Below are 26536 nucleotides of genomic sequence, written 5' to 3' on the forward strand. Positions count from 1 at the left end.
GCGCGCGGAGAGTCCCCCTCACCCGGATTGCATCTGGCGATGCAAACCGGCCTCTCCCCGCAAGCGGGGCGAGGCAAGGGACCCCTCTAGCACGCCCGCAGCGCGCCGTCCTCGCGCATCATCTCGACCAGCATGCCCTCGCGCAGGCCGCGATCGGCGACCCGGAGCCGTGGCAGCGGGAACGCAGCCCGGATGGCGTCGAGGATGGCGCAGCCCGCCAGCACTAGGTCGGCGCGCTCGACGCTGATGCAGTTGCTTTGGACACGCTCCTCGTAGCTCATGCCGAGCAGCTTCTGGATCGTCGCCGTCACGTCTGCATCGTTCATCCAGATGCCGTCGATGCGGCGGCGGTCGTAGCGCGGCAGATTGAGGAACACGCCGGCGAGCGTGGTCACGGTGCCTGATGTGCCGAGCATGTGCATGCCGCGCAGGTCGGTGCCGTGCTCGGCCGCGAACGGCGCGACATGCCGCGCGACTTCGTCGATCATCCGCGCATACAATTCCCGCGTGACGTTCTTGCCGCCGAAATGCTCGGCCAGCGTGACGACGCCGAGCGGGATCGACATCCACGCCTTGATGCGCGGCGCCCCGTTCGGCGTGTCCGGATCACGCTCGATCCGCACCAGTTCGGTCGAGCCGCCGCCGATGTCGAACAGGATGGCGCCGCGCCCCCTGGGATCGAGCAGCGGTGAGCAGCCGATCACGGCGAGCGTCGCCTCGGTTTCGCGGTCGATCACCTCGAGCTTGATGCCGGTCTCGGCGGCGACCCGGGCACGGAAACTCTCCGCATTGCCGGCGGCGCGGCAGGCCTCGGTGGCGATCAGCCGCAGCCGGCGCGCCTTGCGATAGCGGATCTTGTCGCTGCAAATGCTGAGCGCGACAATTGCGCGGTCGATCGCGGCGTCGCTGATGGAACCGGTCGCGGCGATGCCCTCGCCGAGCCGGATGATCCGCGAGAACGAGTCGACGACGCGGAACCCGTCGCCGCACGGACTGGCGATCAGGAGCCGGCAGTTGTTGGTGCCAAGATCGAGCGCGGCGTAAACGCCCGCATCGGCGCCTGCCGCAGCCAACCCCGGCGGGACCTCGCCGGCCGCAAGGCCGTCGCAAAGCCGCACTTCCTCATTCATCAAAACTGTCTTTCCGTGGGGCCGGAACGCGGCCCGCCGAAGAATTTCCGTTCACGGAAACTTTAGCAGCGCCAAGGGTCTGCGCAACAGCCGTTCACATTGGGACCATGCCCAATCGGGCGTTGTCGTTAAGGGGAGCGTGCGTTATCTGGTCGATACCCCTAAACCGGCGCAAATCCCGGCATTTCAGGTCATTTCCGATGCAAGATCATACGTCGCCCGCCTCGCTTGAAAACGCTATTGCACTGCAAAAATACGGTGTCGGACAGCCCGTGCGCCGCAAGGAGGACGATACGCTGGTGCGCGGCAAGGGCCGATACACCGACGATTTCTCGCTGCCCGGGCAGGCCTGGTGCTGGATGGTGCGCTCCTCCCATGCCCACGGAATCATCAAGGGCATCGACACCGCGGCCGCCAAGGCGATGCCTGGAGTGCTCGGGGTCTGGACCGGCACTGATCTGGCCGCCGCGGGCTATAATCCCTTCACCTGCGGGCTGCCGCTGAAGAGCCGCGACGGCTCGGCCCTGCTGCAGACCAACCGCCCGGCGCTTGCGACCGACAAGGTGCGCTTCGTCGGCGATCCCATCGCCTTCGTGGTCGCGGAGACCGCGGCACAGGCGCGCGATGCGGCCGAAGCCGTCGAACTGGACATCGAGCCGCTGCCGGCGGTGACGGATGCCGCCGAGGCGGCCAGGCCCGGCGCGCCGCAGCTCTACGACAACATCCCCAACAATGTCGCGCTCGACTATCACTATGGCGATACGGCCAAGGTCGAGGCCGCGTTCGCCAGCGCCGCGCATGTCACCAAGCTCGACATCGTCAACACCCGCGTCGCCGTCGTCTCGATGGAGCCGCGCGTCGCGCTGGCGCATTATGACAAGACCGCCGAGCGCTTCACGCTGCAGGTGCCGACCCAGGGCGTCTCCGGCAACAAGGCGATCCTTGCCAAGCTGCTCAATGTGCCGCCGGAGAAGGTGCGCATCCTGACCGCCAATGTCGGCGGCTCCTTTGGAATGAAGAACCTCAACTATCCCGAATACACCTGCATCTCGCATGCGGCGAAGCAATTGGGCCGCCCGGTGAAGTGGCTGGATGAGCGTTCGACCAGCTTCCTCTCCGATAGCCAGGGCCGCGCGCAACTGATCCATGCCGAGCTGGCACTTGATGCCGACGGCAAGTTCCTCGCGGTGCGCCTCTCGGGCTACGGCAATCTCGGCGCCTATATCACCGGCGTCTCGCCGGGCCCGCTGTCGCTCAATACCGGCAAGAACCTCCCCAGCGTCTATCGCACGCCGGTGATCGCCGTCGATATCAAGACGGTGCTGACCAACACCACGCTGATGGGCGCCTATCGCGGCGCCGGCCGGCCCGAGGCCAATTACTACATGGAGCGGCTGATCGACACCGCGGCCGACGAGATGGGCATCAACCGTCTCACCTTGCGCAAGCGCAATTTCATCAAGCCGTCGCAACTGCCCTTCCCGGCCGCGTCTGGAGTCACCTATGACAGCGGCGACTTCGCAGGCGTGTTCCAGAAGGCGCTGGAGATCTCCGACTACGAGAACTTCGCCAAGCGCCGGAAAGAGAGCAAGAAGAACGGCAAACTCCGCGGCATCGCTGTCGGCTCCTATCTCGAGGTCACCGCGCCGCCGAGTGGCGAACTCGGCAAGATCACCTTCGAGCCGGATGGGTCAGTGAAGCTCACGACCGGCACGCTCGACTACGGCCAGGGCCATGCCACGCCGTTCGCGCAGGTGCTGTCCGCGCGGCTCGGCGTACCCTTTGAGCGGATCACGCTCGAACAGGGCGACAGCGATCTGGTCCGCTTCGGCAACGGCACCGGCGGCTCGCGCTCGATCACCGCGACCGGACAGGCAATCGTCGAGGCGTCCGCGCTGGTGGTCGAGAAAGGCAAGAAGGCCGCAGCCCAAATGCTGGAGGCCTCCGAGGCCGACATCGAGTTCGGCGACGGCCGCTTCACCATCGCCGGCACCGACCGCTCGATCGGCATCATGGAGCTCGCCGAGCGCATGCGCGAGGGCAAGATGCCCGAGGGCACGCCCGAGAGTCTCGATGTCGACCACGCTACCAAGGAGACGGCGTCGACCTTCCCGAACGGCTGTCACGTCGCCGAGGTCGAGATCGATCCTGATACCGGCGTGACGCAGATCGTGCGTTATTTCGCGGTCAACGATTTCGGCACCGTGGTCAATCCGATGATCGTCGCCGGCCAGTTGCACGGCGGGGTCGTGCAGGGCATCGGACAGGCGCTGATGGAGGAAGTGAGCTACGACGAAAGCGGCCAGCCGATCACCGGCTCGTTCATGGACTACGCCCTGCCGCGTGCCGGCGACGTCCCGCCGATGGAAGTCGGCGACCATCCGTCGCCAGCGAAATCGAACCCGCTCGGCACCAAGGGCTGTGGCGAAGCCGGCTGCGCCGGCAGCCTGGTCTGCCTCGTGAACGCGGTGGTGGACGCACTGTCGGACTACGGCATCAAGCACATCAACATGCCCTTGACGCCGGAACGCGTCTGGCGCGCGATCCAGGACGCGAGGGCGAACGCGGCGTAAGGCACCGTTGATGCCACAAACAAAAGTGTCGTCACCCGCGAATGCGGGTGACCCAGTATTCCAGAGGCAGTAGTTATAGAGCCGAGAAGCCGCGGCGTACTGGATCCCCCGCATGCGCGGAGGATGACAGTTGTGGGTGGGTGTGAGGGCTCGCCCCAATCCACCTTCGTCATACGCAGGCTCGACCCGCGTATCCATCAAGCTTCGCAGGACTCTCTCAAAGAGGATGGATTGCCGGGTCAAGCCCGGCAATGGCAGGGTCGGTAAACCTACGCCATCATCTTCAACGCGCGATCGAGCAGATCCAACCGATCCTGACCCCAGAAAATTTCACCGGAAGGCAGCACATAGCTCGGCGCGCCGAAGACGCCCGCCTTCAGAGCTTCCTGTGTGAACTGCTCATAAAGCGCATCAAGTTCCGCATCCGATGGGCTGACGGCCCGCAACGCCTCAACGTCGAGACCGGCGCGTTGTGCGGCCGAGGCCATGACAGCCGGGTCGGCAAACGACTCCTCGCGCTCCCAAATCGCGCGTCCCAATTCCAGCGACAATTTGTGGGCGTCCCTGCCTTGCAGGCTGGCTGCGATCACGAGGCGCGTCGCTGCCACTTCATCGCTGGGGAAGTGTTTGGGTTCGACATTGAGCGGAAGCTCCCTCACCTCGCGCCAGCGCTTGAGCTCCACCATGCGGTAAGCCTGGCGCTCCGGCGAACGTTTCGGCAGCGGCAGTCCGCCGGTCTGCTCGAAGATGGGACCGAACTTGGCGGGCTTGACGTTGACTTCAGCGCCATGGCGGCGCGCAATCTCGGCGAACGGCGCACTGCCGATATAGGTCCAGGGCGAGTTCAGTGACAAATAATAGTCGATGGTGATGGACATGATTACGCCGCCGCCTGCTCGCGCGGCTGGGTGATGGCGATGTGCCAGCAATGTGCCAGCGGCGTTGTGCCGTTGGCGAGTACCAGCGCGTCGAGTTCGACGAAGCGGTGGCCCTTCTTGTCGTAATTGCCGGTGACTTTCGCCCGCGCCGTCAGCTCATCGCCGATTTTGGTCGCCGAGAACAGCTGCATGCGGGTGCCGACGTGAATCCAGGGGCCGAGGATCGCGTTATCGACCAGCACCTTGTTCATCACCCGCGGCAGCAGGCCGGGATGGCCGAGGCCTTCGCGGAGGTAGATCGGATCGGTCTCCCTGATGTCGGCAAGATACTCCTTCGCGGCATCGCCAGACCAATCGCGCGGGATAGTGCCGAGCCATGCACCGGTTTCGTAGGACGAGTGGCTCACCGGCTTGCGTTCCGCGACGGCCGCGACCTGCTTGTAGTGCTTGATCGACACTGCCGGCGCTGAAACCGGCAGCGTTGCGCTGCCCGTCGCACAGAGCTCACCGCGGCTATGCACTTCGATTGCGAGCACACCACCGCTCTGCCTGCCCGTCAGCTCGGCAGTCTCGCCGTCATAAACCGGCTTCACGAACCGCGCCTCGATATGGCCACGTTCGAGAAAGTCGCGGCCCCATCGCTCGACCGGCAGGTGCATCATGTAGGCCATGACATCGACGCCGGGCACGAGCCCGCCGGAAAAGCCGAACTTCCGCGCCACCGTATCATCGTGGATCTTGTTCTCGGACAGCTTAGAGGTGTTGTAGGCCGAGACGCGGTAGATTTGCTGGGCCGCCATCGGTTTTCCCTTATTTCGCTGATTTTTCCAGCGACAATGGTAGTCGAACAAAGAGGCATAGCAAGCCTCTCGTTTTGCTCGCAATTTTCCGCGTCATGGAGTACATGCGGGGCGCGCGCCCCAATTGTTGAATCGATGACTGAAACCCCGACTGAAACCCCTGCAACCACCCGCATTTATATCGACGCCGACGCCTGCCCGGTGAAGGACGAGATCTACCGCGTCGCGATCCGCCTCGGCGTCCCCGTCAGCGTGGTCGCGGGCAATTTCATCCGCGTGCCGCAGGATCCGCTGATCGAGCGCATCGCCGCCGGTTCGGGCATGGATGCCGCCGACGACTGGATCGCGGAACGTGCCCATGAGGGCGACGTCGTGATCACATCGGACATTCCGCTGGCGAGCCGCTGCGTCAAGGCCGGCGCCGAGGTGATCGCGCCGAACGGAAAACCATTCACGGAGCAATCGATCGGCATGACGCTCGCGGTGCGCAATTTGATGACCGATTTGCGCTCGTCGGGCGAAGTCACCGGTGGGCCGAAATCCTACTCGCCGCGCGACCGCTCAACCTTCCTCGCGACGCTCGACCAGACCGTCCGCCGCATCCAGCGCCGCCGCGCGGATCAGGCGGCGGCGAGCCAGAATTGAAGCAAACATGCCGCCACCGCTGATCCAGTTGAAAGATATCGCGCTGACGTTTGGCGGCACGCCGTTGCTGGCCGGTGTCGAGCTTTCCGTCTCCACCGGCGAGCGGGTCTGCCTGATCGGCCGCAACGGCTCCGGCAAATCGACACTGCTCAAGATCGCGGCCGGCCTTGTCGAACCCGATCGCGGCAACCGCTTTGTGCAGCCCGGAGCCACGATCCGCTATCTGCCGCAGGAGCCGGACTTTTCGGGCTTTGCGACGACACTCGCCTATGTCGAGGCCGGGCTCAATCCGGGCGACGACCACTATCAGGCGCGCTATCTGGTGGAGCAGCTCGGCCTCAGCGGCAACGAAGATCCCGCCCATATCTCGGGCGGCGAGGCCCGGCGCACCGCGCTGGCGCGGGTGCTGGCACCGTCGCCCGATATTCTGCTGCTGGACGAACCGACCAACCATCTCGATCTCACCACCATCGAATGGCTGGAAGGCGAACTGGCCAGCCGCCGCTGCGCGCTGGTCCTCATCAGCCATGACCGCCGCTTCCTCTCCAACCTGTCGCGCTCGACCGCGTGGCTCGACCGTGGCCAGATCAAGCAGATCGACCGCGGCTTTTCCGCCTTCGAATCCTGGCGCGACGAAGTGCTGGCCGAGGAAGAACGCGACCAGCACAAGCTCGACCGCAAGATCGTCAACGAGGAGCATTGGCTGCGTTACGGCGTCTCCGGCCGCCGCAAGCGCAACGTCAAGCGGCTCGGTAATCTGCATGCGCTGCGCGACCAGCGCCGGACCTATCGTGGCGCGACCGGCAATGCCAACCTCGCCGCCGCCGAAGCCGACAAATCCGGCAAGCTGGTGATCGAGGCCAAGAACATCAGCAAATCCTTCGGCGATCGCGGAATCGTCGACGGATTCTCGATCCGGGTCCAGCGCGGCGATCGCATCGGCATCGTCGGTCCGAACGGCGCCGGCAAGACCACGTTGATCGACATGCTGACCGGCGGCAGCCCGCCCGATAGCGGCAGCATCCGGCTGGGCGCCAACATCGAGATGGCGACGCTGGACCAGCATCGCGAAAGCCTCGATCCCAAGTCGACGCTGGCCGATGCCCTCACCGGCGGCGGCACCGACCATGTCATGATCGGCGGCAAGCCGAAGCATGTGGTCAGCTACATGAAGGACTTCCTGTTCGCGCAGGAGCAGATGCGTACGCCGCTGGAGGTGTTGTCCGGCGGCGAGCGCGGCCGGCTGATGCTGGCGCGGTCGCTCGCCAAGGCGTCCAATCTGCTGGTGCTGGACGAACCGACCAACGACCTCGATCTCGAAACCCTCGATGTCCTCGAGGAGATGCTCGGCGATTATGAGGGTACCGTGATCCTGATCAGCCATGACCGCGACTTCCTCGACCGTGTCGTGACCTCGGTGATCGCCCCCGAGGGCGACGGCCGCTGGATCGAATATGCCGGCGGCTACACCGACATGCTGGCGCAGCGCGGCGCCGATCTGAAGCGCGAGGCGGTGAAGGTCGCCGAGGAAAAGCGGGAATCGTCAAGAACCGCGACACCGTCAAGCGCGCCGAAGCGCCGGCTGAACTTCAACGAAAAACATGCGCTGGACACGCTGCCGAAGACGATCGCAAAACTGCAGGCGGATATCGCCAAGCATCAGCGCTTTCTGGACGATCCGGACCTCTACAAGAAGGATCGCAAGAAATTCGATTCCGCGTCGGACGCGCTGACGAAAGCGCAGAAGGAATTGGCCGAGGCGGAAGACAAGTGGCTCGAACTCGAAGTGCTGCGCGAAGAAATCGAACAGGCGTAGGATGATGTTCGCCGTCATTGCGAGGAGCGCAGCGACGAAGCAATCCATGCATCAGCGTACGCCGACAGATGGATTGCTTCGCTTCGCTCGCAATGACGAGAACGCTGAAATGGAGACGACCTCATGACCACGCCCCTCGCCGCCAAGATCGCCCGCGAATACGGCACGCCCTGCGCCGTCATCGACATGGACAGGGTCGAGCGCAACATCGCGCGCATCCAGGCGGCTTGCGATTCAGCCGGCGTCGCCAACCGTCCCCACATCAAGACGCACAAGAATCCGACGCTGGCGCAGATGCAGATCAAGGCCGGTGCGCACGGCATCACGTGCCAGAAGCTCGGCGAGGCCGAGATCATGGCCGATAGCGGGATCGACAACATCCTGATCAGCTACAATCTTCTCGGCGACGAGAAGATGGCGCGGCTCGGCGCGCTGCAAGCAAAAGCCAACATGACCGTCGCAGCCGACAATGCCGTCGTGGTCGGCGACCTGCCGAAGGCTGCCGCTGCGTCCGGCCGGCCGCTTTCGGTCGTGGTCGAATGCGACACCGGGCGCAAACGGGCCGGCGTCGAGACGCCGGCCGAGGCGATTGCGCTGGCGCGCGAGATCGCCGGCTCGAAGGGACTGACCTTTGCAGGCTTCATGCTCTACCCGACCGAGACCGGCTGGGCGGACGCGCAGAAATTCTATGACGAAGCTCTCGCCGGCGTCCGCGCGCACGGACTCGATGCTGCGATCGTCTCGACCGGCGGCACGCCGAACCTCAAGAATCTCGGCAAACTGAAGGGCGGCACCGAGCACCGCTTCGGCACCTATATCTACAACGACCGCATGCAGGTCGCGGCTGGAGTAGCCACCTGGGATGACTGCGCGCTCAATATCTACTCCACCGTCGTCAGCCGCGCCGGCCCCGAACGCGGCATCCTCGATGCCGGCTCCAAGACGCTGACATCTGACACCGGCGGCCTCGAAGGCCATGGACTGATCCTCGAACATCCCGAGGCCAAGATCGCCCGCTTTGCCGAGGAGCACGGCTTCCTCGACCTCTCGCGCAGCAATACGCGGCCCAATGTCGGCGATGTCGTGCGGATCGTGCCCAATCACGTCTGCGTCGTCGTCAACATGATGGACGAGGTCGTGATGGTGCGCGGTGACGATATCCTCGGCACGCTGCCGGTCGCCGCAAGGGGCAAGCTAAGGTAGCCTCGATCCCGTAGGATGGGTGGAGCGCAGCGATACCCATCATGTCGCCGCACGGTTAGAAAGTCGATGGGTATCGCTTCGCTCCACCCATCCTACGAAGTGAGCCACCTCAATGCGCCCTTCCCCGCGGCGACGCCGGTTGCGAAGGACGCCTGCAACAGATAGCCGCCGGTCGGCGCTTCCCAATCAAGCATCTCGCCGGCGGCGAAGACACCGGGCAGACGGCGTAGCATGAAGTTGTCGTCGAGCTCCTCGAACGCGATCCCGCCCGCGGTCGAGATCGCGCGCGCGATCGGGGCGACACCGGTCAGCTGCACCGGAATGGCGTTGATCAGTTGCGCGAGTTCGGCCGGCGAGAATGATGCCAGCGGCCGGCCGGACGCGATGGCCACCTCCTGCATCAGGCCGATGCCAACCGGCGACACCTGCGCCGCCTTGCGCAGGAAATTCGCCAGCGACTGCCGGCCGCGGTTGCCCGACAGGCGTGTGGTCAGGTCGGCGGCGTCGAGGTCCGGCCGCAGCGCGATCTCAAGTGTCGCCTGCCCGATACCCAGCACCGCCTCGCGCAACTCCGCCGACAGTGCGTAGATGGCGCCGCCTTCGATCCCGGTGCGGGTGATCATGGCTTCGCCGCGGACGCTGTGCGCACCGACCGTCAGCGCCACGCCTTTGAGCGGCTGGCCCTCGAAGCGGTCGCGAAATACGTCTGACCATTCGACCTTGAAGCCGGAATTGGCCGGTCGCAGCTTTGAGATGGTAACCCCTTTCGCAGCGAGAGTCGCCGTCCACACGCCGTCCGAGCCAAGCCGCGGCCAGCTTGCGCCGCCGAGCGCGAGAACGGTCGCGTCAGGTTTGGCAACGCGCGGACCAGCTGGCGTTGCAAACAGCAGTCCACTGGACTCGTCCCATCCAATCCAGCGGTGCCGGAACGCGAACTGCACGCCCGCGGCATCGAGCCGTCGCAGCCAGGCGCGCAGCAAGGGCGAGGCCTTGAAGGCCTTTGGAAACACACGGCCACTCGAGCCGACGAAGGTCGGTTGCCCAAGCGCATCACTCCAGTCGCGCAACGCCTGTGGAGGGAATGCCTTGATAGAAGCGTCCAGCCGCGGCGTCGCCTCACGATAGCGTGGAAGAAAGTCGGCCAGCTGCTCGCTGTGGGTGAGATTGAGCCCGCCCCGGCCAGCCATCAGAAATTTGCGCCCGGCCGACGGCATCGCGTCGTAGACGGTGACGTTTGCTCCACCTTGCACGAGCATCTCCGCCGCCATCAGGCCGGCAGGTCCGGCACCGATGACGGCGGCATGCTTCATCAAAGCTTGATGCCTGCCCGCGCCGCGGCTTGCGCCACGTACTTCTGCGTCTGCTCGAACGCGCCCTGCAGCGCCTTCGCGGTCGACATGTCGCCGATCGCGGCGAAATTCGCTGCGATCGCGTCGGGTGTCCAGTCCGACTGCGGCAGGTTGACGCCTTCGGTCTCCAGCACCTTGATGACGGCGAACGAGCCGGCGCCGGCGCCCATGATGGTGCGGGTCGGCGCGTCCTCGCTGAGCAGGAATTCGACCGCCGGCGTAATCGCTTCCGGCTTCATCAACTGAAGCGCCTGCGGCGGCAGCAGCTCTTCGGTCATACGGGTCGCCGCCGTCGGCGAAACCGTGTTGACCTTGATGTTGTTCTTGCGGCCCTCTTCAGCGAGCACGTTCATCAGGCCTACCATGCCGGCTTTCGCTGCGCCGTAATTGGCCTGGCCGAAATTGCCGAACAGGCCCGACGACGAGGTCGTCAGCACGATGCGGCCGTAATTGCGCTCGCGCATGCCGGCCCACACCGCCTTGCAGCAGTAGAACGTGCCGGTGAGATGCACGTCGAGCACCTTGGCCCAGTCGGCGACTTCCATCTTGGTAAACGACTTGTCGCGCAGGATGCCGGCATTGGCGCACAACAGATCGACGCTGCCCCACTCCCTGGTGGCGCGCTCGACCATCGCGGTGACCTGCTCGAAGTTCGAGACGTCGGCGCCATCGGCCATCGCGGTGCCGCCCGCTTTGCGGATCTCCTCGACCACGGTCTCGGCCGGCGACAGCGAGCCGCCGGTGCCGTCGCGCGCGCCGCCGAAATCATTGACCACGACCTTGGCGCCACGGCTGGCGAGCCCTAGCGCATGCGCCCGTCCCAGACCATTGCCCGCGCCGGTGACGATAGCGACGCGTCCGTCAAACCTGATTGCCATGATTACGATTCCCGGATGTGGATTCTCTCGTCATGCCCGGGCTTGACCCGGGCATCCATCAAAAGGATGGCCCTTCTTAAGGAGATGGATGGCCGGGTCAAGCCCGGCCATGACGGGCCTAGCCTACCTGAAATAGATCAGGCCGAGCCAGTCGGCGACCAGCGCGGGCTTTTCTTCGCCCTCGATCTCGACGGTGACATTGGTGCGCGACTGCAATTCGTTCGGCTTGCGCATTTTGGCTTCCGCCAGCACGAAGCGGCCACGGACGCGCTTGCCTGACTTGACCGGCGAGATGAAGCGCAACTTGTCGAAGCCGTAATTGACGCCCATCGCGGTGCCCTCCACGACCGGCATCACCTCGTACGACATGATTGACAGCAGCGACATCGTGAGGAAGCCATGCGCGATCGTGGTGCCAAACTCGGTTTCCTTCTTGGCGCGCTCGGGATCGACGTGGATGAACTGATGGTCCTCGATCACGTCGGCATAGGTGTTGATGCGGCCCTGATCGACCAGGTGCCATGAGGACACGCCGATCTCCTTGCCGACCATGCCCTGGTAGGTTTCCAGCGACACCGGCGGCTTCTTCCAGACTTCGTTCATTTCGCTAGCTCTCCGATCCCGACGTCCGCACTTTCTGCAGCTCCGGGAATTCTTCCTCGCGGAACTCTTGTCCGCGCAACGCATCCCCGCGATTATCGTCATGCTCGAGTCTGCGCAACTGCACGCGGCGGATTTTTCCCGAAATCGTCTTCGGCAGCTCGGTGACGAGCTCGAGCTTGCGGATGCGCTTGAATGGCGCCAGGCGCGTGTGCAGATGCTTGAAGATCGACAGCGCCGTCTCCGGCGTGCGCTCGACACCGGCAATTAGCAGCACATAAGCCTTCGGAATCGCGAGCCGGATCGGGTCAGGACTCGGCACCACGGCGGCCTCGGCGACTGAATCGTGCTCGAGCAGTATGCTCTCCAGCTCGAACGGCGAGATGCGGTAATCCGACGATTTGAAGACGTCGTCGGTGCGGCCGACGAAGGTCAGATAGCCCTCGTCATCGGTGAACACGACGTCGCCGCTGCGATAAATGTCGCCATCGGCGCCGCCGAGCTTGCCGTCGCTCTCATAGCCCTGCATCAGGCCTGCCGGCCGGTCGGCACCCAGCAGCAACGATACCTCGCCTTCGCTCGCGGCTTGGCCGTCATTGTCTGACACCTGCACGCGATAGCCCGGCAGCGGGCGGCCCATCGAGCCGACCTTCACCTTCTGGCCCGGCGAATTGCCGGCAAGCGCGGTGGTCTCGGTCTGGCCGTAGCCGTCGCGGATGGTCAGGCCCCAGGCCGCCTTGACCTGGTCGATGACTTCGGGGTTCAGCGGCTCGCCGGCGCCGCAGACCTCGCGCAACGACATCTTGAAACTGGCGAGTTGCTCCTGGATGAACATGCGCCACACCGTCGGCGGCGCGCACAAGGTGGTGACGCCGCAACGGCCGATGGTTGATAGCAATCCCTTGGCGTCGAAGCGCGGCTGGTTGACCACGAACACGCATGCGCCGGCATTCCACGGCGCAAAGAAGCAGCTCCAGGCATGCTTGGCCCAGCCCGGAGAAGAGATATTGAGATGGACGTCGCCGGGCAGCAAGCCGATCCAGTACATGGTCGAAAGATGGCCGACCGGATAGCTGCGCTGGCTGTGCCGCACCAGCTTCGGCTTTGCGGTCGTGCCCGACGTGAAATAGAGCAGCATCGGGTCGTCGGCCTTGGTCGGACCGTCAGGCGTAAAGCTCTCGGACGCCTTGGCCGCGTCCTCGAACGGCAACCAGCCATCATTGGGCTGCGTCGCGCCAACCACGATGCGCACGAGCTTCTCGCTGCCCAGGCCCTTGAACTTCGCGACCTGATCCTGGGTTGCAACGACCGCCTGCGCCTTGCCGCGGTCGAGCCGGTCGCGCAATTCGTCCGGTGTCAGCAGCGTGGTTGCGGGGATCACGACGACACCGAGCTTGATCGCCGCCAGCATGGTCTCCCACAGCGGGACGACATTGCCGAGCAGCAGCAGCAAATGATCGCCGCGCTTCAGCCCCTGCGCACGCAGGAAGTTCGCGACCTGGTTGGAGCGGTGCGACAGCGCGGCGAAGGAGAGTTTTATCTCCTTGTTGGCGGCGGCGTCGACGATCCATAGCGCCGGCCGGTCGCGGCTGTCAGGGTCGTGCGCCAACTCGGCGTCGAACCAATCGAGTGCCCAGTTGAAGGGAACCGGATCGGGCCAGCGGAAATCCTTCACCGCGGCATCGTAGTCGGTGCGGTGCTTGAGCAGAAAGGCGCGTGCGTCTTGAAATGTTGTCATCCGGCTTCACCACATTCGATGGCGTCATCCCCGCGCAACGCGTTCGCGTTGTCGCTGGAGGAGCCGCAGAGCGGCGTCTCGAAGGATGGCCACAGACACCGTCTCTTCATCCTTCGAGGCTCGCTCCGCTCGCACCTCAGGGATGACGGCGATCACTTTGGGGCAAGTTGCCTAACGTGCTGGATAATTCCGGAAAAGTCGACCCCGCCGTTCCCCTCCGCGTCGAAGGCCCTGTAAAGTTCCTGCGCATGCTTGCCGAGCGGTGTGGCGGCACCGGCAGCCTTGGCCGCGTCCTGCGCCAAGGTCAGGTCCTTCACCATCAGATTGGACGCGAAGCCGGGCTTGTAGTCGTTGTTCGCCGGCGAGGTCGGCACCGGGCCGGGAACCGGGCAATAGGTGGTGAGCGACCAGCACTGGCCCGACGAAGTCGAGGCGACGTCGAACAGTGCCTGGTGCGACAGGCCGAGCTTTTCGGCAAGCGCAAAAGCCTCGCCGACCGCGATCATGGAAATGCCGAGGATCATGTTGTTGCAGATCTTGGCCGCCTGCCCCGCGCCGGCACCGCCGCAATGCACGATCTTCTTGCCCATGTTGACGAGCACCGGCTGGGCCGCGGCAAACGCCTTGTCCTCGCCGCCGCACATGAAGGTCAAGGTCGCACCCTTGGCGCCGCCGGTGCCGCCGGACACCGGCGCGTCGACCGAGGCGATGCCGTGCTTGGCGGCAACCGCGTGCGCCTGCTTGGCGCTTTCGACGTCGATGGTCGAGCAGTCGATGATCAGCGTACCCCTGGTCATATGCGGGAGGACTTCGTTCCAGACACCAAGCACATGCTTGCCGGCCGGCAGCATGCTGATGACGACATCGGCGCCCTTCACGGCGGCAGCGCTGCTTTCGGCAATCGCGGCACCATCGCTCTTGGCCTGATCGCGCGACGCCGCGACCAGATCGAACGCGGTCACCTTGTGGCCGGCCTTGACCAGATTGGCCGCCATCGGCCCACCCATATTGCCGAGCCCGATGAATGCGATGTGTGCCATGGGAAGTCCTCCGCTTGCGACGTTTCTATTTGCTGTCAGGAAATGTCAGTTCGTCGGTACCGATCCCGGCGAAGTACGGCGCGATCATCCCAGGCGTCACGTCCTCGATTTGCGCCGGCGACCATTTGGGGTTGCGGTCCTTGTCGATCACGGCGGCACGCACGCCCTCGCGGAAGTCGTCGCTGGCGAACACCTCCAGCGCGGCGCGATACTCCCGCACCAGGCACTCTTCCAGGGTCGCCGTCTTGCGCGCCAGACGCAGCAGCTTCAGCGTCACCACCATGCCGCGCGGCGATTTTTCACCCAGTGTCTTCAAGGTCGCCTGCGCGAGCTCCGATCCATCGTCCTTCAGCGCAGCGATGATGTCTTCCATCCGGTCATGCGCGAACCAGCCGTCGATCCTGGCCTGCTGGGCTGCGACAGGTCCGGCCTTCTCGCCAGTAGCAAAGCCGCCGATCAGCTTGTCGATGTCAGCTGATGTCGTGCCTCGGTCGACCCCGGTCAGCGCCTCACGCAGTGCGGCGAGCTTCGCGCTCGGCACCACGGCATCGGCAAACTTCGCGCAGATCGCGTCAGGGCCGTTCATCGTCGTGCCGGTCAGGCCGAAATAAGTCCCGATCTCGCCCGGCGAACGCGACAGCAGATAGGTGCCGCCGACATCGGGGAAGAAGCCGAGGCCGACCTCGGGCATCGCGAGTTTTGTTCGCTCCGTCACCACGCGATGGCGGCTGTGCGCCGAGAGGCCGACGCCGCCCCCCATCACGATGCCGTCCATAAAGGCGACATACGGCTTTGGAAATTTCTTGATCCGCGCGTTGAGGATGTACTCGTCGCGCCACAGGATCTTGCCGAGGTCGCCTCGCACCTTGGAGCTTTCCCAGAGCGCGCGGATATCGCCGCCGGCGCAGAGGCCACGCTCGCCGGCGCCCTCCAGCACGATCACCGCAACATCAGGATCGGCCTCGAAGGCATCGAGCGCTCTGTCGATGTCGTGGAACATCTCCAGCGTCACGGCATTGATCGCCTTCGGGCGGTTCAGGCGGATAATACCGGCCGAGCCTTCCCTGCGCACGATCAGATCGCCCTCAGCGACAACCGCATCATTCATCGCGCGCCCTCGATCAGCTTGCGCGACACGATCAGCCGCATGATTTCATTGGTGCCTTCGAGGATCTGGTGCACGCGCAGATCGCGCACGATCTTCTCGACGCCGTATTCGCTTAAGTAACCGTAACCGCCGTGCAGTTGCAGCGCCTGGTTGGCGACCTCGAAGCCGACATCGGTGCCGAAGCGTTTTGCCATTGCGCAGAGCATGCCCGCATCGGCATCCTTGCGGTCGAGGGCTGCGGCGGCGCGCCAGACGAAGGTGCGCGCGGCTTCCAGTTCGGTCGCCATGTCCGCGATCTTGAATTGCAGCGCCTGGAATTCGTCGAGGCGCTTGCCGAAGGCCTTGCGGTCCTTCATGTAGGCCAGCGACTTGTCGAGTGCGGCCTGCGCGCCACCGAGCGAGCATGCCGCGATATTGATGCGGCCGCCGTCGAGGCCGGCCATCGCGATCTTGAAGCCGATGCCCTCGTCGCCGAGCCGGTTCTCGACCGGTACGCGGGCATTCTCGAACACCACCGCGCGGGTCGGCTGTGCGTTCCAGCCCATCTTGCGCTCGTTGGCGCCGAACAACACGCCCGGTGTCTTGCCGTCGACCACCAGCGTCGAGATGCCGCCGGGGCCATCGCCGCCAGTCCGCACCATCGCCACCAGCAGGTCGGTGCTGCCGGCACCGGAAATGAACTGCTTCTGGCCGTTGAGCACGTAATGATCGCCGTCGCGCACCGCGCGGGTGCGCAAGGCGGCGGCGTCGGAGCCGGCGCCGGGCTCGGTGAGGCAATAGCTCGCGATCAGCTCCATGGTGCAGAGCTTCGGCAGCCATCTGTGGCGCTGGGTGTCGTTGCCGAAGGCATCGATCATCCAGGACGCCATGTTGTGGATCGAGATGAAAGCTGACGTGGTCGGGCACCCCGTCGCCAGCGCCTCGAAGATCAGCGCCGCATCGAAGCGCGTCATCGCGGAGCCGCCGACATCATCCTTGATGTAGATGCCGCCGATGCCGAGGCTTGCGGCCTCGCGCATCACCTCGACAGGGAAATGCTTGGTCTCGTCCCATTCGAGCGCATGCGGCGCGATCTTCTCCGCCGCAAACGCCCGCGCCATGTCGCGAATCGCGATCTGGTCCTCGTTGAGAGCGAACTGCATCTCGCCGCCTACCCTTGTCACCCCGTCGTCATTGCGAGCGAAGCGAGGCAATCCACATCTCCGCACAGGGAAAGAATGGATTGCTTCGTCGCTGCGCTCCTCGCAATGACGGCTGTGGAAATCACTTCATTGTCGGGATCGAGAACTCCGCACCGTCCTTGACGCCTGACGGCCAGCGCGAAGTCACCGTCTTGGTCTTGGTGTAGAAGCGGACCGAGTCCGGGCCATGCTGGTTGAGATCGCCGAAGCCCGACTTCTTCCAGCCGCCGAAGGTGTAATAAGCGATCGGCACCGGGATCGGCACGTTGATGCCGACCATACCGACATTGACCTTGGCCGCGAAGTCGCGCGCGGTGTCGCCGTCACGGGTGAAGATCGCAACGCCGTTGCCGTAATCATGCTCCGACGGCAGCGCCAGCGCCTCGTGGTAGTCGTGGGCGCGGACCACCGTGAGCACCGGACCGAAGATCTCTTCCTTGTAGATCCGCATGTCCTTGGTGACGTTGTCGAACAGCGAACCACCGAGATAGAAGCCCTTCTCATAGCCCTGCATCTTGAAGCCGCGGCCGTCGACCGCGAGCGTCGCGCCCTCCTTGATGCCGATGTCGATGTAGCCCTTCACCTTCTCGACCGCCTCGCGGGTGACCAGCGGGCCGTAATCCGCCGACGGGTCGACCGAGGTGCCGATCTTGAGCGATTCCACGCGCGGGATCAGCTTTTCCATCAGTCGGTCAGCGGTGGTCTTGCCGACGGGGACGGCGACCGAGACCGCCATGCAGCGCTCGCCGGCCGAGCCGTAGCCGGCGCCGATCAGCGCATCGACGGTCTGGTCCATGTCGGCGTCGGGCATCACGATGGCGTGGTTCTTGGCGCCGCCGAAGCACTGGCAGCGCTTGCCGGTTTGCGCCGCGCGCTCGTAGATGTATTGCGCGATCGGGGTCGAGCCGACGAAGCCGATCGCCTTGATATCGGGATCGTCGAGAATGGCGTCGACCGCTTCCTTGTCGCCGTTGACGACATTGAGAATGCCGGCCGGCAGTCCCGCCTCGATCATCAACTGGGCAAGCGCCATCGGCACGCCGGGATCACGCTCGGAGGGCTTCAGGATGAACGCGTTGCCGCAGGCGATGGCCGGCGCGAACTTCCACATCGGGATCATCGCCGGGAAATTGAACGGCGTGATGCCGGAGACGACGCCGAGCGGCTGCCGCATGGAATAGATGTCGATGCCGGGGCCGGCGCCTTCGGTGTACTCGCCCTTCATCAGATGCGGGATGCCGCAGGCGAACTCAGCGACTTCAAGTCCGCGCTGGATGTCACCCTTGGCGTCGGGAACGGTCTTGCCGTGCTCGCGCGCCAACAGCTCGGCCAGCTTGTCGTAATCGCGCTGCACCAGCTCGACGAACTTCATCATGACGCGAGCGCGGCGCTGCGGGTTGGTCGCGGCCCATTCGCCCTGCGCGGCCTTGGCATTTTCAACCGCAGCGCGGACTTCCGCCTTGGACGCCAGCGCCACCTTGCCCTGGACCTCGCCGGTCATCGGCTCGAAGACGTCGGCCGTGCGGCCCGACGTGCCCTTGACCTCTTTGCCACCGATGAAATGTCCGATTGAGCGCATGGATAACCTCCCTTAAGGACCTGAATCGCCAGCGTGAGCGGCGAGACCGCTTTACAAACTCTATTGACCCTGCATTTTATAGGATACAAGTCCGATAAATTGCACCATAGATGTGCGGAAATGCTGGATCAAGGCGGCGGCACGATCGACTGGGACGACTTCCGCTTCGTGCTTGCGATCGTGCGCGGCGGGTCGGTGTCCTCAGCCGCCAGGCAGCTCGGCGTCGATCATGCCACAGTGATCCGGCGTGTCGACCGGCTGGAACATCACCTGTCCGCAAAACTGTTTGATCGCCGCAAGACCGGCTATCTGCTTACCGAGGCCGGCCAGCGCGTCGCCGACAGTGCCGAGGCGATGGAATCCACGATTGTGGCCAACCAGGAGGCGGTCGGCGGCTCGCGCGCGCATTTGACCGGCACGGTGCGGATCGGCGCGCCCGACGGATTCGGCAGCCACTTCCTGGCCTCGCGGCTGGTGAAATTCACCGAGCGGTATCCCGATCTCGATTTGCAACTCGTCGCCACCGCGCGGCTGTTCTCGCTCTCCAAGCGCGAGGCCGACATCGCGATCAGCCTGACTATGCCGAAGGAAGGCCGCATCGTCGGCCGCAAGCTGCTCGACTACACGCTCGGGCTCTATGCCGCCCCCTCCTATCTCGCACAGGCCCCCGACATCGCCGCGCGTGCCGACCTGCCACGGCACCGCTTCGTCGGTTACATCGAGGAGCTGCTGTTCACGCCCGAGTTGGACTATCTGCCGCAGGTCTCGCCGAAGATTTCTGCAAAATTCCGCAGCGCCAATCTGATCGCGCAGCTCAACGCCACGATCGCGGGCTTCGGCATCGCGGTGCTGCCGCACTTCATGGCGACGGCGCATCCGGAGCTGCATCCCGTGCTGCCGGACGAGGTGCGGATATCCCGCACCTTCTGGCTCCTGATGCACGCCGACAGCAAGGACCTCGCGCGCATCCGCGCCGTGGCCGATTACATCTATGAGACGGTCGAAGCCGAGCGAGCGCTGTTCGCGGGAGCGTAAAATCTCACCGTCATCCCGGCGAAGGGGAAATGGCCGTCCTAATTCACCTTCTTCTTCGCCGGCGCCTTCGCCGCAGCCGCACGTCCCAGCACGGCCTCGCGGCCCGAGCCGAGGATTTCGTCCGACAGTTCGCCGTTACCCGCGATCCGCGACATCACGATGGTACCCATCATGGTCGCCAGCGTCGCCATCGCCTGCTTGCGGGCGGTTTTGCGCGGCACGTCGAGGATCTGGTCGGCCATCATGTCGATCATCTGCTCGAGCTTGAGCGCGAACGCCTTGCGGGTCTTTGGGGTCTCGCGCACGATCTCGGCGCCGAGCGACGGCACCGCGCAGCCATGGCCGGGTTCGTCGCGATGGGTCGCGGTCAGGTACGTATCGACGATGGTCGCAAGCCGCTTCTCGGGCGGCACCTCCTCGGCGACCTTGCGCCAGCGCTCGGTGGAGCGATCCATCGCATAGGAGAACGCCTCGATCACCAGCGCCTCGCGCGAATCGAAATGTGCGTAGAAGCCACCATGGGTCAGGCCGGCCTCTTTCATCAAATCGGCGACGCCGATGCCGTGCGCACCCTTTTCGCGCAGCCGTACCGCGGCCTTGCGCACGATCCGCGCATGGGTTTCCTGCTTGTGTTCTTTCGAATAGCGCATACTGCTCTCATGGAATGTTTCCAATCATATAATAGCAGGTTTGCGCCGGAAAAGCTGCAGTTATTTCGTTTTTTCCTGTGTCGTGTCCTGTTTCCTGGGTTCCCCGCCGATCATGGAAAACGTCGCGGTGGCATGCACGGCGAGACTGCCCCTGCCGTCGCGGACGAAGCCTTCGGCGTAGCTGGTCTGGCGGCCGAGCTTGATGACCTTGCCCTCGGCGCTGACGGTTCCCGAGCGCAGCGAGAGCGGCCGCAGATAGGTCAGCTTGAGATCGAGGGTGACGGAGGTCTGCCCCGCCGGCAGCACGGTCGAGATCGCGCAGCCCATCGCGGTGTCGAGCAGCGCAGCCGCGGTCGCGCCGTGCATCAGGCCGATGGTGCTCTCCAGGCTCTCGTGCGGATCAAGTTCCATCACGATCCGCTCAGGCTCGATAATCCTCATCCGGAAGCCGATCAGTTTGGCCATCGGCGGCGGCGGCAACCGGCCGTCGCGGATCGCGCACATCGCCTCCATGCCCGACATCGCCATCGCGGCCTTGGCGGCCGGTCCCGGCGCCTGCCACTCGACGACACGCACGCGGAGCAAATCGGGCGAGAACAAGTCGATCGTGTCGGCTGAGGTCATGACGGCTCCATTTATATGATGAATATAATTCTATTGCAGCGCACGCGACCGCGCAACCGCCGTCTCTTGACAGGCACCTGCTTTGTCCGGGAAGTGGCGCGATCAATTCCCTGCGAGACCCTTCCATGGACATGCTCAATCCCCATTGCGGTATCGACCGCGATATCAGAGGCGTCGTTCGCCTGACGATCTGCAATGCCGGCAAGCTGAACATTCTGAGTTCTGACGTGACCAATGGCGTGCGCGAGGGCTTTGAGCACCTCGCCTCGAAGCGCGACATCCGCGTGGTGATCCTCGCCGGCGAGAGCGAGAAGAGCATGATCGGCGGCGCCGACATCAAGGAGATGGCGAAGCTCGAGCAAAGGACCGCCGAGCAGTTCATCAGCCGCCTGCGCGACCTCTGCGAGGCCGTGCGAAAATTCCCGGCGCCGGTCATCGCCCGCCTGCCCGGCTGGTGCCTCGGCGGCGGCCTCGAGGTTGCGGCGGCCTGCGACGTCAGGATCGCGGCGCATGATGCGATGTTCGGCATGCCCGAGGTTCGCGTCGGCATCCCCTCGGTGATCCACGCCGCATTGCTGCCGCGGCTGATCGGCTGGGGCCGCGCGCGCTGGCTGATGATGACGGCGGAGAACATCGATGCGTCAACCGCGCTCGCCTGGGGCCTGGTCGACACGGTCGCAAAGCCCGGCGGCCTCGATGCGGCCGTCGAGCACACCGTGCAGGCGCTGCTGGAATGCGGCCCCGAGGCGCTGCGCATCCAGAAGGACCTGCTGCGGCAATGGGAAGAGCTGCCGCTGACCGAGTCGGTCAATCTGAGCGTCGGCGTGTTCGGGCAATCCTTCCTGACCGGCGAGCCGCAGCGGCAGATGCAGGGGTTCCTGGATCGGAAGCGGTAGTCGTCACCTCGTGGCCCGGATGCTAGCGGATCTAATCCGTCGTCCGCTTGCGGTGAGGTTCAACCACCGATAGTTTGCATCTGTTAGCTCGCCAAAGCCTGGCCGACGCAGAGAACGTGGGGTGACGTCAATGAAAGTGGCAGCGGTTGCAGTGTCTTCGTTCATTGCAGCACTCATATTGGCGGTAACGCTGATCGCTCAGTCGTCAGCCAGAACCGATCCCAATGAAACGGATGAGATCGTTGCCTTTCCCGCCTGGTCAACACACCGACCATCCGTTCTCAAGGAAACGAGAAGCACGGCGAAAACCAGACTGGCGTTATGCGCCACCACCAGCAGCAAATGCGGCCCGACCTATCAGTTTGTGTGCTGTCCGCACTTGAGTTGCACGGGCGGCGTCTGTGTTCCTCGGTAGCCGTTACCGTTAGGCTATACTTGCTCACGCGGGCGGACGGTCTCGATGACACTATCGAGACAGACTTGGCCTGACAGACTGTTGACCGCAGCACCCAGCCTAATAGTCTAGACTCGATCGCGAGACGGTTGCTTCAAATCGAGAACGTCGATCGGTGCGCGCTGGTCTCGCAGATGTCTGCCCAACACTAAACGATCAATAAGCCTCGGGAAGAACGCACGAGGTCATTATCTTACAGCTGCAGGAGGACATATGGTCCAAAAGCGCGACGTTCCCGGTATCCGGCCCTACGACGCCCCGGCGGGCGGCTGGGGCGCCCTCAAAGCGACCGCGATAGCCGTTCGCGACCAGATGGAGCTGGTCGACGCGCCGATCACGCTGCTGCGCACCAACAAGCCGGACGGCTTCGATTGTCCGGGCTGCGCATGGCCGGACAAGGAGCACACCTCCACTTTCCAGTTCTGCGAGAACGGCGCCAAGGCCGTGACCTGGGAAGCGACCAGCAAACGCACGACCCCGCAGTTCTTTGCCGACCACACCGTCACCGAGTTGCTCGGCTGGAGCGACTTCCATCTGGAGAACGAGGGGCGCCTGACCGACCCCATGGTCTACGACGCCGCGACCGATACCTACCAGCCCGTCGCATGGGACGACGCCTTCGCGCGGATCGGCGAGAGCCTCCGCAGCCTGCCGGATCCCAACATGGCCGAATTCTACACCTCCGGCCGCGCGTCCAACGAGGCGGCCTTCCTGTTTTCGATCTTCGCGCGCGAATACGGCAGCAACAATTTCCCCGACTGCTCCAACATGTGCCACGAGGCGACCAGCGTCGGCCTGCCGCAATCGATCGGCATCGGCAAGGGCACGGTGTCGCTGGATGATTTCGACCATTGCGAACTGATCATCGCGATGGGCCACAACCCCGGCACCAATCATCCGCGCATGATGGGTACCCTGTGGGAGGTCTCGCGCCGCGGCGCGCCGATCATCGTCTTCAATCCGCTGCGCGAACGCGCGCTGGAGCGCTTCGCCGATCCGCAAGACCCGATCGAGATGGCGACCTTCAGCTCGACACGCATCGCCTCGACCTATTATCAGCCGAGGGTCGGCGCCGACGCCGCGGTGCTGAAGGGCATCATGAAGGCGCTGCTCGAGCAGGATGCGGTCACGCACGATGTGCTCGATCATGCCTTCATCGCCGAGCACACCAACGGCTTTGCCGCGTTCGCCGCCGATCTCGGCGCGACGGCATGGGACTCGATCGAGGCGGTCTCCGGCTTCAGCCGCGCCCAGCTCGGTGAGGTCGCCCCGCCTATGCCAAATCCAATGCCACCATCATCACCTACGGCATGGGCATCACCCAGCACAGCCGCGGCACCGACAATGTCCAGCAGATCGCAAACCTGCTGCTGCTGAAGGGCAATTTCGGCAAGCCGGGCGCCGGCATCTGCCCGTTGCGCGGCCACTCCAACGTGCAGGGCAATCGTACCGTCGGCATTACCGAAAAGCCCAACATCCCGATGTTCGAGGGTATCGAACGCACCTTTGGCTTCAAGCCGCCGCGGCATCAAGGCCATGACTCGGTTGCCGCGATGGAGGCGATCGACGCCGGGCGATCCAAGGTCCTGATCTGTCTCGGCGGCAATTTTGCCATTGCGCTGCCCGACCCCGAGCGTTGCGCCTCCGGCATGCGCAAGCTCGAGCTTGCCGTACATCTGGGGACCAAGCTCAACCGCTCGCATCTCTTGATCGGCAAGCAATCGATTATCCTGCCGGTGCTGGGGCGCACCGAGCGCGACATCCAGGCCTCGGGTCCGCAGGCCATCACGGTCGAAGACTCCATGACGATGGTGCACGCCTCGCGCGGCAAGCTCAGCCCGGCTTCCGAGCAGCTTCGTTCGGAATCGGCCATCGTCGCCGGCATGGCGATGGCGACCTTGCCGGCGAGCAAGGTGCCGTGGACCGAGCTGATCGCCGATTACGACCGCATCCGCGACGCTATCGAGGGCGTGTTCCCCGACTTCAAGGATTACAACGCGCGCATCCGGATTCCCGGCGGCTTTCGCCTGCCGCTGCCGCCGACCGAGCGCAAGTGGACGACGCCATCCGGCAAGGCCGAATTCCTGATCTTCGAGGGCCTGGAGGAGGACCCGGTGCTGACCGACAAGACCGTCCTCAAGCTCACCACCATCCGCAGCCACGATCAGTACAACACCACGATCTACGGACTGAACGACCGCTATCGCGGCGTGTTCGGCCGCCGCGACGTGCTGTTCGCGAACGCGGATGATCTGGCCGGATTAGGCCTCGCCCATGGCGATCTCGTCGAGATCACGACGGCGCTGCCCTCGGGCGAACCGCGGCGTCTCACCCTCACCGCCATCGTCTACGAGATCGCGCGCGGGTCGGTCGCGGCCTATTATCCGGAAGCCAACGGGCTGGTGCCGCTCGACTATCACGACAAGGAAAGCGGCACGCCGTCGTACAAGTCGGTGCCGGTGCGTATCCGCCGCGCCCCTGAGGCCGCGTAACGGCTTCAGCAGTTGGCGGACGAGACCACACTCGCAGCCCGGATGAGCGCGGCGAAATCCGCGGCACGTCGTCCGCGCATCGTTGCGAGAATGGCTCGCCGCAAGCATGTGTGACCATGGGCACGGACGATCCTCCCCTGCAGCTTAGTATCGCGCCGTCATGCAGGGTGGAGCTTGCTCGCCCGACTTTTGCGACGGAGGCGGTATATGCGCAACATGCTTCTGATTGCTGCCCTGGTTCTGGACTCGGCGGCCGCCCAGGCAGCGGATCCGCACGCCGTGACGTTGGCCTCCGCCAGCGCTCCGGTCGCTGTGCCGCGGCCCACGACGCCTCCTACACCGCAAGCCACCGCTCCGTCTCAGCCGCAACCTCCGCTCGTGAGGCACTGCACGACCCTGGACGGCAAGAACTTCGAGTGGCATTTCCCGAATGTACCGTTTGCAGTCCTGAACTGCTCCTGAGGCGACGTGTGGCATATGGCTGACAGTTCGTAGCCCGCTATCCTCCTCACCGCGCATTCGCCGGCGCGTGCAGCGGCCAGAGATCGGCGCGCCAGTGCAGCGCGATCGCCAGCATCGCAAGGAAGCCTGCCGCCGCAAACAGCGTGCCGGTCGCGGAATAGCCGATCAGGTCGATCAGGCTGCCCGCCGCGAGCAGGCCGAGCGGCAGGCCGTAGATCACCATCATGCGCACCCCCATCACGCGGCCGCGGAGATGGGCGCTGGCGTTGCGCATCAGCATCACGGCCGCCGAGATCATCGACATGCTCTGCGCGATGCCGGCGAGCACGAGGCAGGCCATCGCGACCGGCATGGTCCTGAGCTCGACGAACACCAGCAGCATGGCGTACCAGGCCAGCGTCGCGCCGATCAGCAGCCGGGCGATCCGCACACCGCCGGCCAGGCTGAGCGTGATCGATCCGATCAGCGAACCCACCGCGAAGCTCGCGGAGAGATAGCCGAGCCCGGTCTGGTCAGTGTGAAAGATGTCGCGCGCCACGTAAGGCAGCAATCCGTTGGTCAGGGGAAATGCGGTGAGATTGGCCAGGAACGCGACGCAGAGCGCAGCCCGCATGCCCGGGCCATTCCAGGCATAGACGATGCCCTCCCTGAGGTCCCGCAACAGCGTCGAGCCGGGCGGATCGTTCACCGCGTGACCGGCGTCGCCGACGGATTGTTCCGGGCGGTGCATGCAAAGCATCAGGACGGCCGCCGCGAAATAGAAACAGGCGATCGCCACATAGACGTAACCGATGCCGAGTGCTGCGAACAATCCGGCACCGGTCAGCGCGCCGGCGATGCGCGCGCTATCCTGCGTCGTGCGCGCCAGGCTGATGGCACCGACCAATATCTCCGATGGCATGATGTCAGCGAGCAGCGCGCCGCGCACGCCGAGATCCGACGGGCGGATCAGCCCCATGATCGCGACGATGATCATGACGTTCACGGGCGCCAGATGGCCCGACAGCGCCAGCGTCATGATGGTCGCGGAGAGCGCCGTATAGGCAAAGCGCATCGCGGCCAGCAGATCGCGATGCCCGACGCGGTCGCCGACCATCCCAAGCACCGGCGCGATCAGCGTCCCGACATATTGCAGCGATGCGAGCACGGTCAAAAGCAGCACCGAGCCGGTCTCGACCATAATGTACCAGCCGAGCACCAGCGTTTCGACCTCGAACGCCCAGGAGGTCAGCAGGTCGGACGGCCATTGAAATCGATAGCTGCGGATGCGGAATGGCGCGAGCGCGGACCTCCGCGCAAGCCCGCTCAAGACGCGATGACGCGTTTCACGGCGTTTCCCTGCCCTTTTCTTGATTCTTCTGGGAAAACTTCCCTGTTTTGGCAAGGTAGCGCTGACGATGCCCGT

20 protein-coding genes and 1 pseudogene are annotated in these 26536 nt (G+C 64.5%); 7 read left to right on the plus strand and 14 right to left on the minus strand.

What is annotated here, in order from left to right:
* Window positions 1–86: 86 nt before the first annotated feature.
* Entirely contained in the window at window positions 87–1130 is a 1044-nt protein-coding gene (locus tag ACP2YO_RS27615; protein ID WP_426434312.1) for a Ppx/GppA phosphatase family protein, read from the minus strand.
* Window positions 1131–1330: 200 nt separating this feature from the next.
* On the opposite strand from ACP2YO_RS27615, the gene ACP2YO_RS27620 reads away from it, so the two are divergent.
* Entirely contained in the window at window positions 1331–3703 is a 2373-nt protein-coding gene (locus tag ACP2YO_RS27620) for a xanthine dehydrogenase family protein molybdopterin-binding subunit (protein ID WP_426434313.1), read from the plus strand.
* A 269-nt stretch (window positions 3704–3972) separates the two neighbouring features.
* On the opposite strand, the gene ACP2YO_RS27625 is transcribed toward ACP2YO_RS27620, so the two are convergent.
* Both ACP2YO_RS27625 and ACP2YO_RS27630 read right to left on the minus strand, forming a co-directional pair.
* Window positions 3973–4581, minus strand: a complete 609-nt coding sequence (locus tag ACP2YO_RS27625) for a 2-hydroxychromene-2-carboxylate isomerase (RefSeq protein WP_426434314.1) — start codon at window positions 4579–4581, stop codon at window positions 3973–3975.
* A 2-nt stretch (window positions 4582–4583) separates the two neighbouring features.
* Entirely contained in the window at window positions 4584–5381 is a 798-nt protein-coding gene (locus tag ACP2YO_RS27630) for a hypothetical protein (RefSeq protein ID WP_426434315.1), read from the minus strand.
* 135 nt (window positions 5382–5516) lie between these two features.
* Between ACP2YO_RS27630 and ACP2YO_RS27635 the strand changes: the two genes are divergently transcribed.
* From ACP2YO_RS27635 to ACP2YO_RS27645, 3 genes are all read left to right on the plus strand, one after another.
* Window positions 5517–6026 carry a YaiI/YqxD family protein gene (locus tag ACP2YO_RS27635; protein WP_426434316.1) on the plus strand — a complete coding sequence of 170 codons (510 nt, stop codon included), beginning with the start codon at window positions 5517–5519 and terminating at the stop codon, window positions 6024–6026.
* A gap of 7 nt (window positions 6027–6033) precedes the next feature.
* Window positions 6034–7842 carry an ABC-F family ATP-binding cassette domain-containing protein gene (locus ACP2YO_RS27640; protein WP_426434317.1) on the plus strand — a complete coding sequence of 603 codons (1809 nt, stop codon included), beginning with the start codon at window positions 6034–6036 and terminating at the stop codon, window positions 7840–7842.
* A gap of 123 nt (window positions 7843–7965) precedes the next feature.
* Entirely contained in the window at window positions 7966–9045 is a 1080-nt protein-coding gene (locus ACP2YO_RS27645; protein ID WP_426434318.1) for a D-TA family PLP-dependent enzyme, read from the plus strand.
* A gap of 92 nt (window positions 9046–9137) precedes the next feature.
* Here the strand turns inward: ACP2YO_RS27645 and ACP2YO_RS27650 are convergent, their stop codons facing one another.
* The 8 genes from ACP2YO_RS27650 to ACP2YO_RS27685 all read right to left on the minus strand — a co-directional run bounded on the left by ACP2YO_RS27650 (window position 9138) and on the right by ACP2YO_RS27685 (window position 18518).
* Complete coding sequence (locus tag ACP2YO_RS27650; protein WP_426434319.1) at window positions 9138–10355, minus strand: NAD(P)/FAD-dependent oxidoreductase; 1218 nt, start codon at window positions 10353–10355, stop codon at window positions 9138–9140.
* On the minus strand, window positions 10355–11272 hold the full coding sequence (locus tag ACP2YO_RS27655) for an SDR family NAD(P)-dependent oxidoreductase (RefSeq protein WP_426434320.1): 918 nt from the start codon (window positions 11270–11272) through the stop codon (window positions 10355–10357). The genes ACP2YO_RS27650 and ACP2YO_RS27655 overlap by 1 nt, the downstream gene beginning before the upstream one ends.
* Before the next feature lie 123 nt (window positions 11273–11395).
* Window positions 11396–11875, minus strand: coding sequence for a MaoC family dehydratase (locus tag ACP2YO_RS27660; protein WP_426434321.1), 480 nt, complete (start codon window positions 11873–11875; stop codon window positions 11396–11398).
* Between the two features lie 4 nt (window positions 11876–11879).
* Window positions 11880–13610, minus strand: coding sequence for an AMP-binding protein (locus tag ACP2YO_RS27665; protein WP_426434322.1), 1731 nt, complete (start codon window positions 13608–13610; stop codon window positions 11880–11882).
* A 152-nt stretch (window positions 13611–13762) separates the two neighbouring features.
* Window positions 13763–14650: a 3-hydroxyisobutyrate dehydrogenase gene (gene mmsB / locus ACP2YO_RS27670; protein WP_426434323.1), complete on the minus strand. Its 888-nt coding sequence runs from the start codon at window positions 14648–14650 to the stop codon at window positions 13763–13765.
* 25 nt (window positions 14651–14675) lie between these two features.
* Window positions 14676–15758 (minus strand): enoyl-CoA hydratase/isomerase family protein, encoded by a 1083-nt coding sequence (locus ACP2YO_RS27675; protein WP_426434324.1) that lies wholly within the window; start codon window positions 15756–15758, stop codon window positions 14676–14678.
* Window positions 15755–16900, minus strand: coding sequence for an isobutyryl-CoA dehydrogenase (locus tag ACP2YO_RS27680; RefSeq protein ID WP_426443325.1), 1146 nt, complete (start codon window positions 16898–16900; stop codon window positions 15755–15757). Before ACP2YO_RS27680 ends, ACP2YO_RS27675 begins: the two co-directional genes overlap by 4 nt.
* A 121-nt stretch (window positions 16901–17021) precedes the next feature.
* Entirely contained in the window at window positions 17022–18518 is a 1497-nt protein-coding gene (locus ACP2YO_RS27685) for a CoA-acylating methylmalonate-semialdehyde dehydrogenase (RefSeq protein ID WP_426434325.1), read from the minus strand.
* 120 nt (window positions 18519–18638) lie between these two features.
* On the opposite strand from ACP2YO_RS27685, the gene ACP2YO_RS27690 reads away from it, so the two are divergent.
* Window positions 18639–19553, plus strand: coding sequence for a LysR family transcriptional regulator (locus tag ACP2YO_RS27690; RefSeq protein ID WP_426434326.1), 915 nt, complete (start codon window positions 18639–18641; stop codon window positions 19551–19553).
* A 38-nt stretch (window positions 19554–19591) separates the two neighbouring features.
* Here the strand turns inward: ACP2YO_RS27690 and ACP2YO_RS27695 are convergent, their stop codons facing one another.
* Window positions 19592–20203: a TetR/AcrR family transcriptional regulator gene (locus ACP2YO_RS27695; protein ID WP_426434327.1), complete on the minus strand. Its 612-nt coding sequence runs from the start codon at window positions 20201–20203 to the stop codon at window positions 19592–19594.
* Window positions 20204–20263: 60 nt separating this feature from the next.
* Window positions 20264–20827 carry a PaaI family thioesterase gene (locus ACP2YO_RS27700; RefSeq protein ID WP_426434328.1) on the minus strand — a complete coding sequence of 188 codons (564 nt, stop codon included), beginning with the start codon at window positions 20825–20827 and terminating at the stop codon, window positions 20264–20266.
* A gap of 125 nt (window positions 20828–20952) precedes the next feature.
* Between ACP2YO_RS27700 and ACP2YO_RS27705 the strand changes: the two genes are divergently transcribed.
* Both ACP2YO_RS27705 and ACP2YO_RS27710 read left to right on the plus strand, forming a co-directional pair.
* Window positions 20953–21723, plus strand: coding sequence for an enoyl-CoA hydratase (locus ACP2YO_RS27705; protein ID WP_426434329.1), 771 nt, complete (start codon window positions 20953–20955; stop codon window positions 21721–21723).
* 667 nt (window positions 21724–22390) lie between these two features.
* A pseudogene (locus ACP2YO_RS27710) lies at window positions 22391–24669 on the plus strand (FdhF/YdeP family oxidoreductase).
* A 508-nt stretch (window positions 24670–25177) separates the two neighbouring features.
* Here the strand turns inward: ACP2YO_RS27710 and ACP2YO_RS27715 are convergent.
* On the minus strand, window positions 25178–26440 hold the full coding sequence (locus ACP2YO_RS27715) for an MFS transporter (RefSeq protein WP_426434330.1): 1263 nt from the start codon (window positions 26438–26440) through the stop codon (window positions 25178–25180).
* Window positions 26441–26536 lie beyond the last annotated feature (96 nt).

Origin of the sequence: Bradyrhizobium genosp. P, assembly GCF_049949265.1 — a bacterium.
Lineage (GTDB): Bacteria > Pseudomonadota > Alphaproteobacteria > Rhizobiales > Xanthobacteraceae > Bradyrhizobium.

Bases quoted from the DNA above. Each gene is read 5' to 3' on its own strand.
- ACP2YO_RS27615 (WP_426434312.1), bottom strand. From the start codon at position 1,130: ATGAATGAGGAAGTGCGGCTTTGCGACGGCCTTGCGGCCGGCGAGGTC.
- ACP2YO_RS27620 (WP_426434313.1), top strand. From the start codon at position 1,331: ATGCAAGATCATACGTCGCCCGCCTCGCTTGAAAACGCTATTGCACTG.
- ACP2YO_RS27625 (WP_426434314.1), bottom strand. From the start codon at position 4,581: ATGTCCATCACCATCGACTATTATTTGTCACTGAACTCGCCCTGGACC.
- ACP2YO_RS27630 (WP_426434315.1), bottom strand. From the start codon at position 5,381: ATGGCGGCCCAGCAAATCTACCGCGTCTCGGCCTACAACACCTCTAAG.
- ACP2YO_RS27635 (WP_426434316.1), top strand. From the start codon at position 5,517: ATGACTGAAACCCCGACTGAAACCCCTGCAACCACCCGCATTTATATC.
- ACP2YO_RS27640 (WP_426434317.1), top strand. From the start codon at position 6,034: ATGCCGCCACCGCTGATCCAGTTGAAAGATATCGCGCTGACGTTTGGC.
- ACP2YO_RS27645 (WP_426434318.1), top strand. From the start codon at position 7,966: ATGACCACGCCCCTCGCCGCCAAGATCGCCCGCGAATACGGCACGCCC.
- ACP2YO_RS27650 (WP_426434319.1), bottom strand. From the start codon at position 10,355: ATGAAGCATGCCGCCGTCATCGGTGCCGGACCTGCCGGCCTGATGGCG.
- ACP2YO_RS27655 (WP_426434320.1), bottom strand. From the start codon at position 11,272: ATGGCAATCAGGTTTGACGGACGCGTCGCTATCGTCACCGGCGCGGGC.
- ACP2YO_RS27660 (WP_426434321.1), bottom strand. From the start codon at position 11,875: ATGAACGAAGTCTGGAAGAAGCCGCCGGTGTCGCTGGAAACCTACCAG.
- ACP2YO_RS27665 (WP_426434322.1), bottom strand. From the start codon at position 13,610: ATGACAACATTTCAAGACGCACGCGCCTTTCTGCTCAAGCACCGCACC.
- mmsB (WP_426434323.1), bottom strand. From the start codon at position 14,650: ATGGCACACATCGCATTCATCGGGCTCGGCAATATGGGTGGGCCGATG.
- ACP2YO_RS27675 (WP_426434324.1), bottom strand. From the start codon at position 15,758: ATGAATGATGCGGTTGTCGCTGAGGGCGATCTGATCGTGCGCAGGGAA.
- ACP2YO_RS27680 (WP_426443325.1), bottom strand. From the start codon at position 16,900: ATGCAGTTCGCTCTCAACGAGGACCAGATCGCGATTCGCGACATGGCG.
- ACP2YO_RS27685 (WP_426434325.1), bottom strand. From the start codon at position 18,518: ATGCGCTCAATCGGACATTTCATCGGTGGCAAAGAGGTCAAGGGCACG.
- ACP2YO_RS27690 (WP_426434326.1), top strand. From the start codon at position 18,639: ATGCTGGATCAAGGCGGCGGCACGATCGACTGGGACGACTTCCGCTTC.
- ACP2YO_RS27695 (WP_426434327.1), bottom strand. From the start codon at position 20,203: ATGCGCTATTCGAAAGAACACAAGCAGGAAACCCATGCGCGGATCGTG.
- ACP2YO_RS27700 (WP_426434328.1), bottom strand. From the start codon at position 20,827: ATGACCTCAGCCGACACGATCGACTTGTTCTCGCCCGATTTGCTCCGC.
- ACP2YO_RS27705 (WP_426434329.1), top strand. From the start codon at position 20,953: ATGGACATGCTCAATCCCCATTGCGGTATCGACCGCGATATCAGAGGC.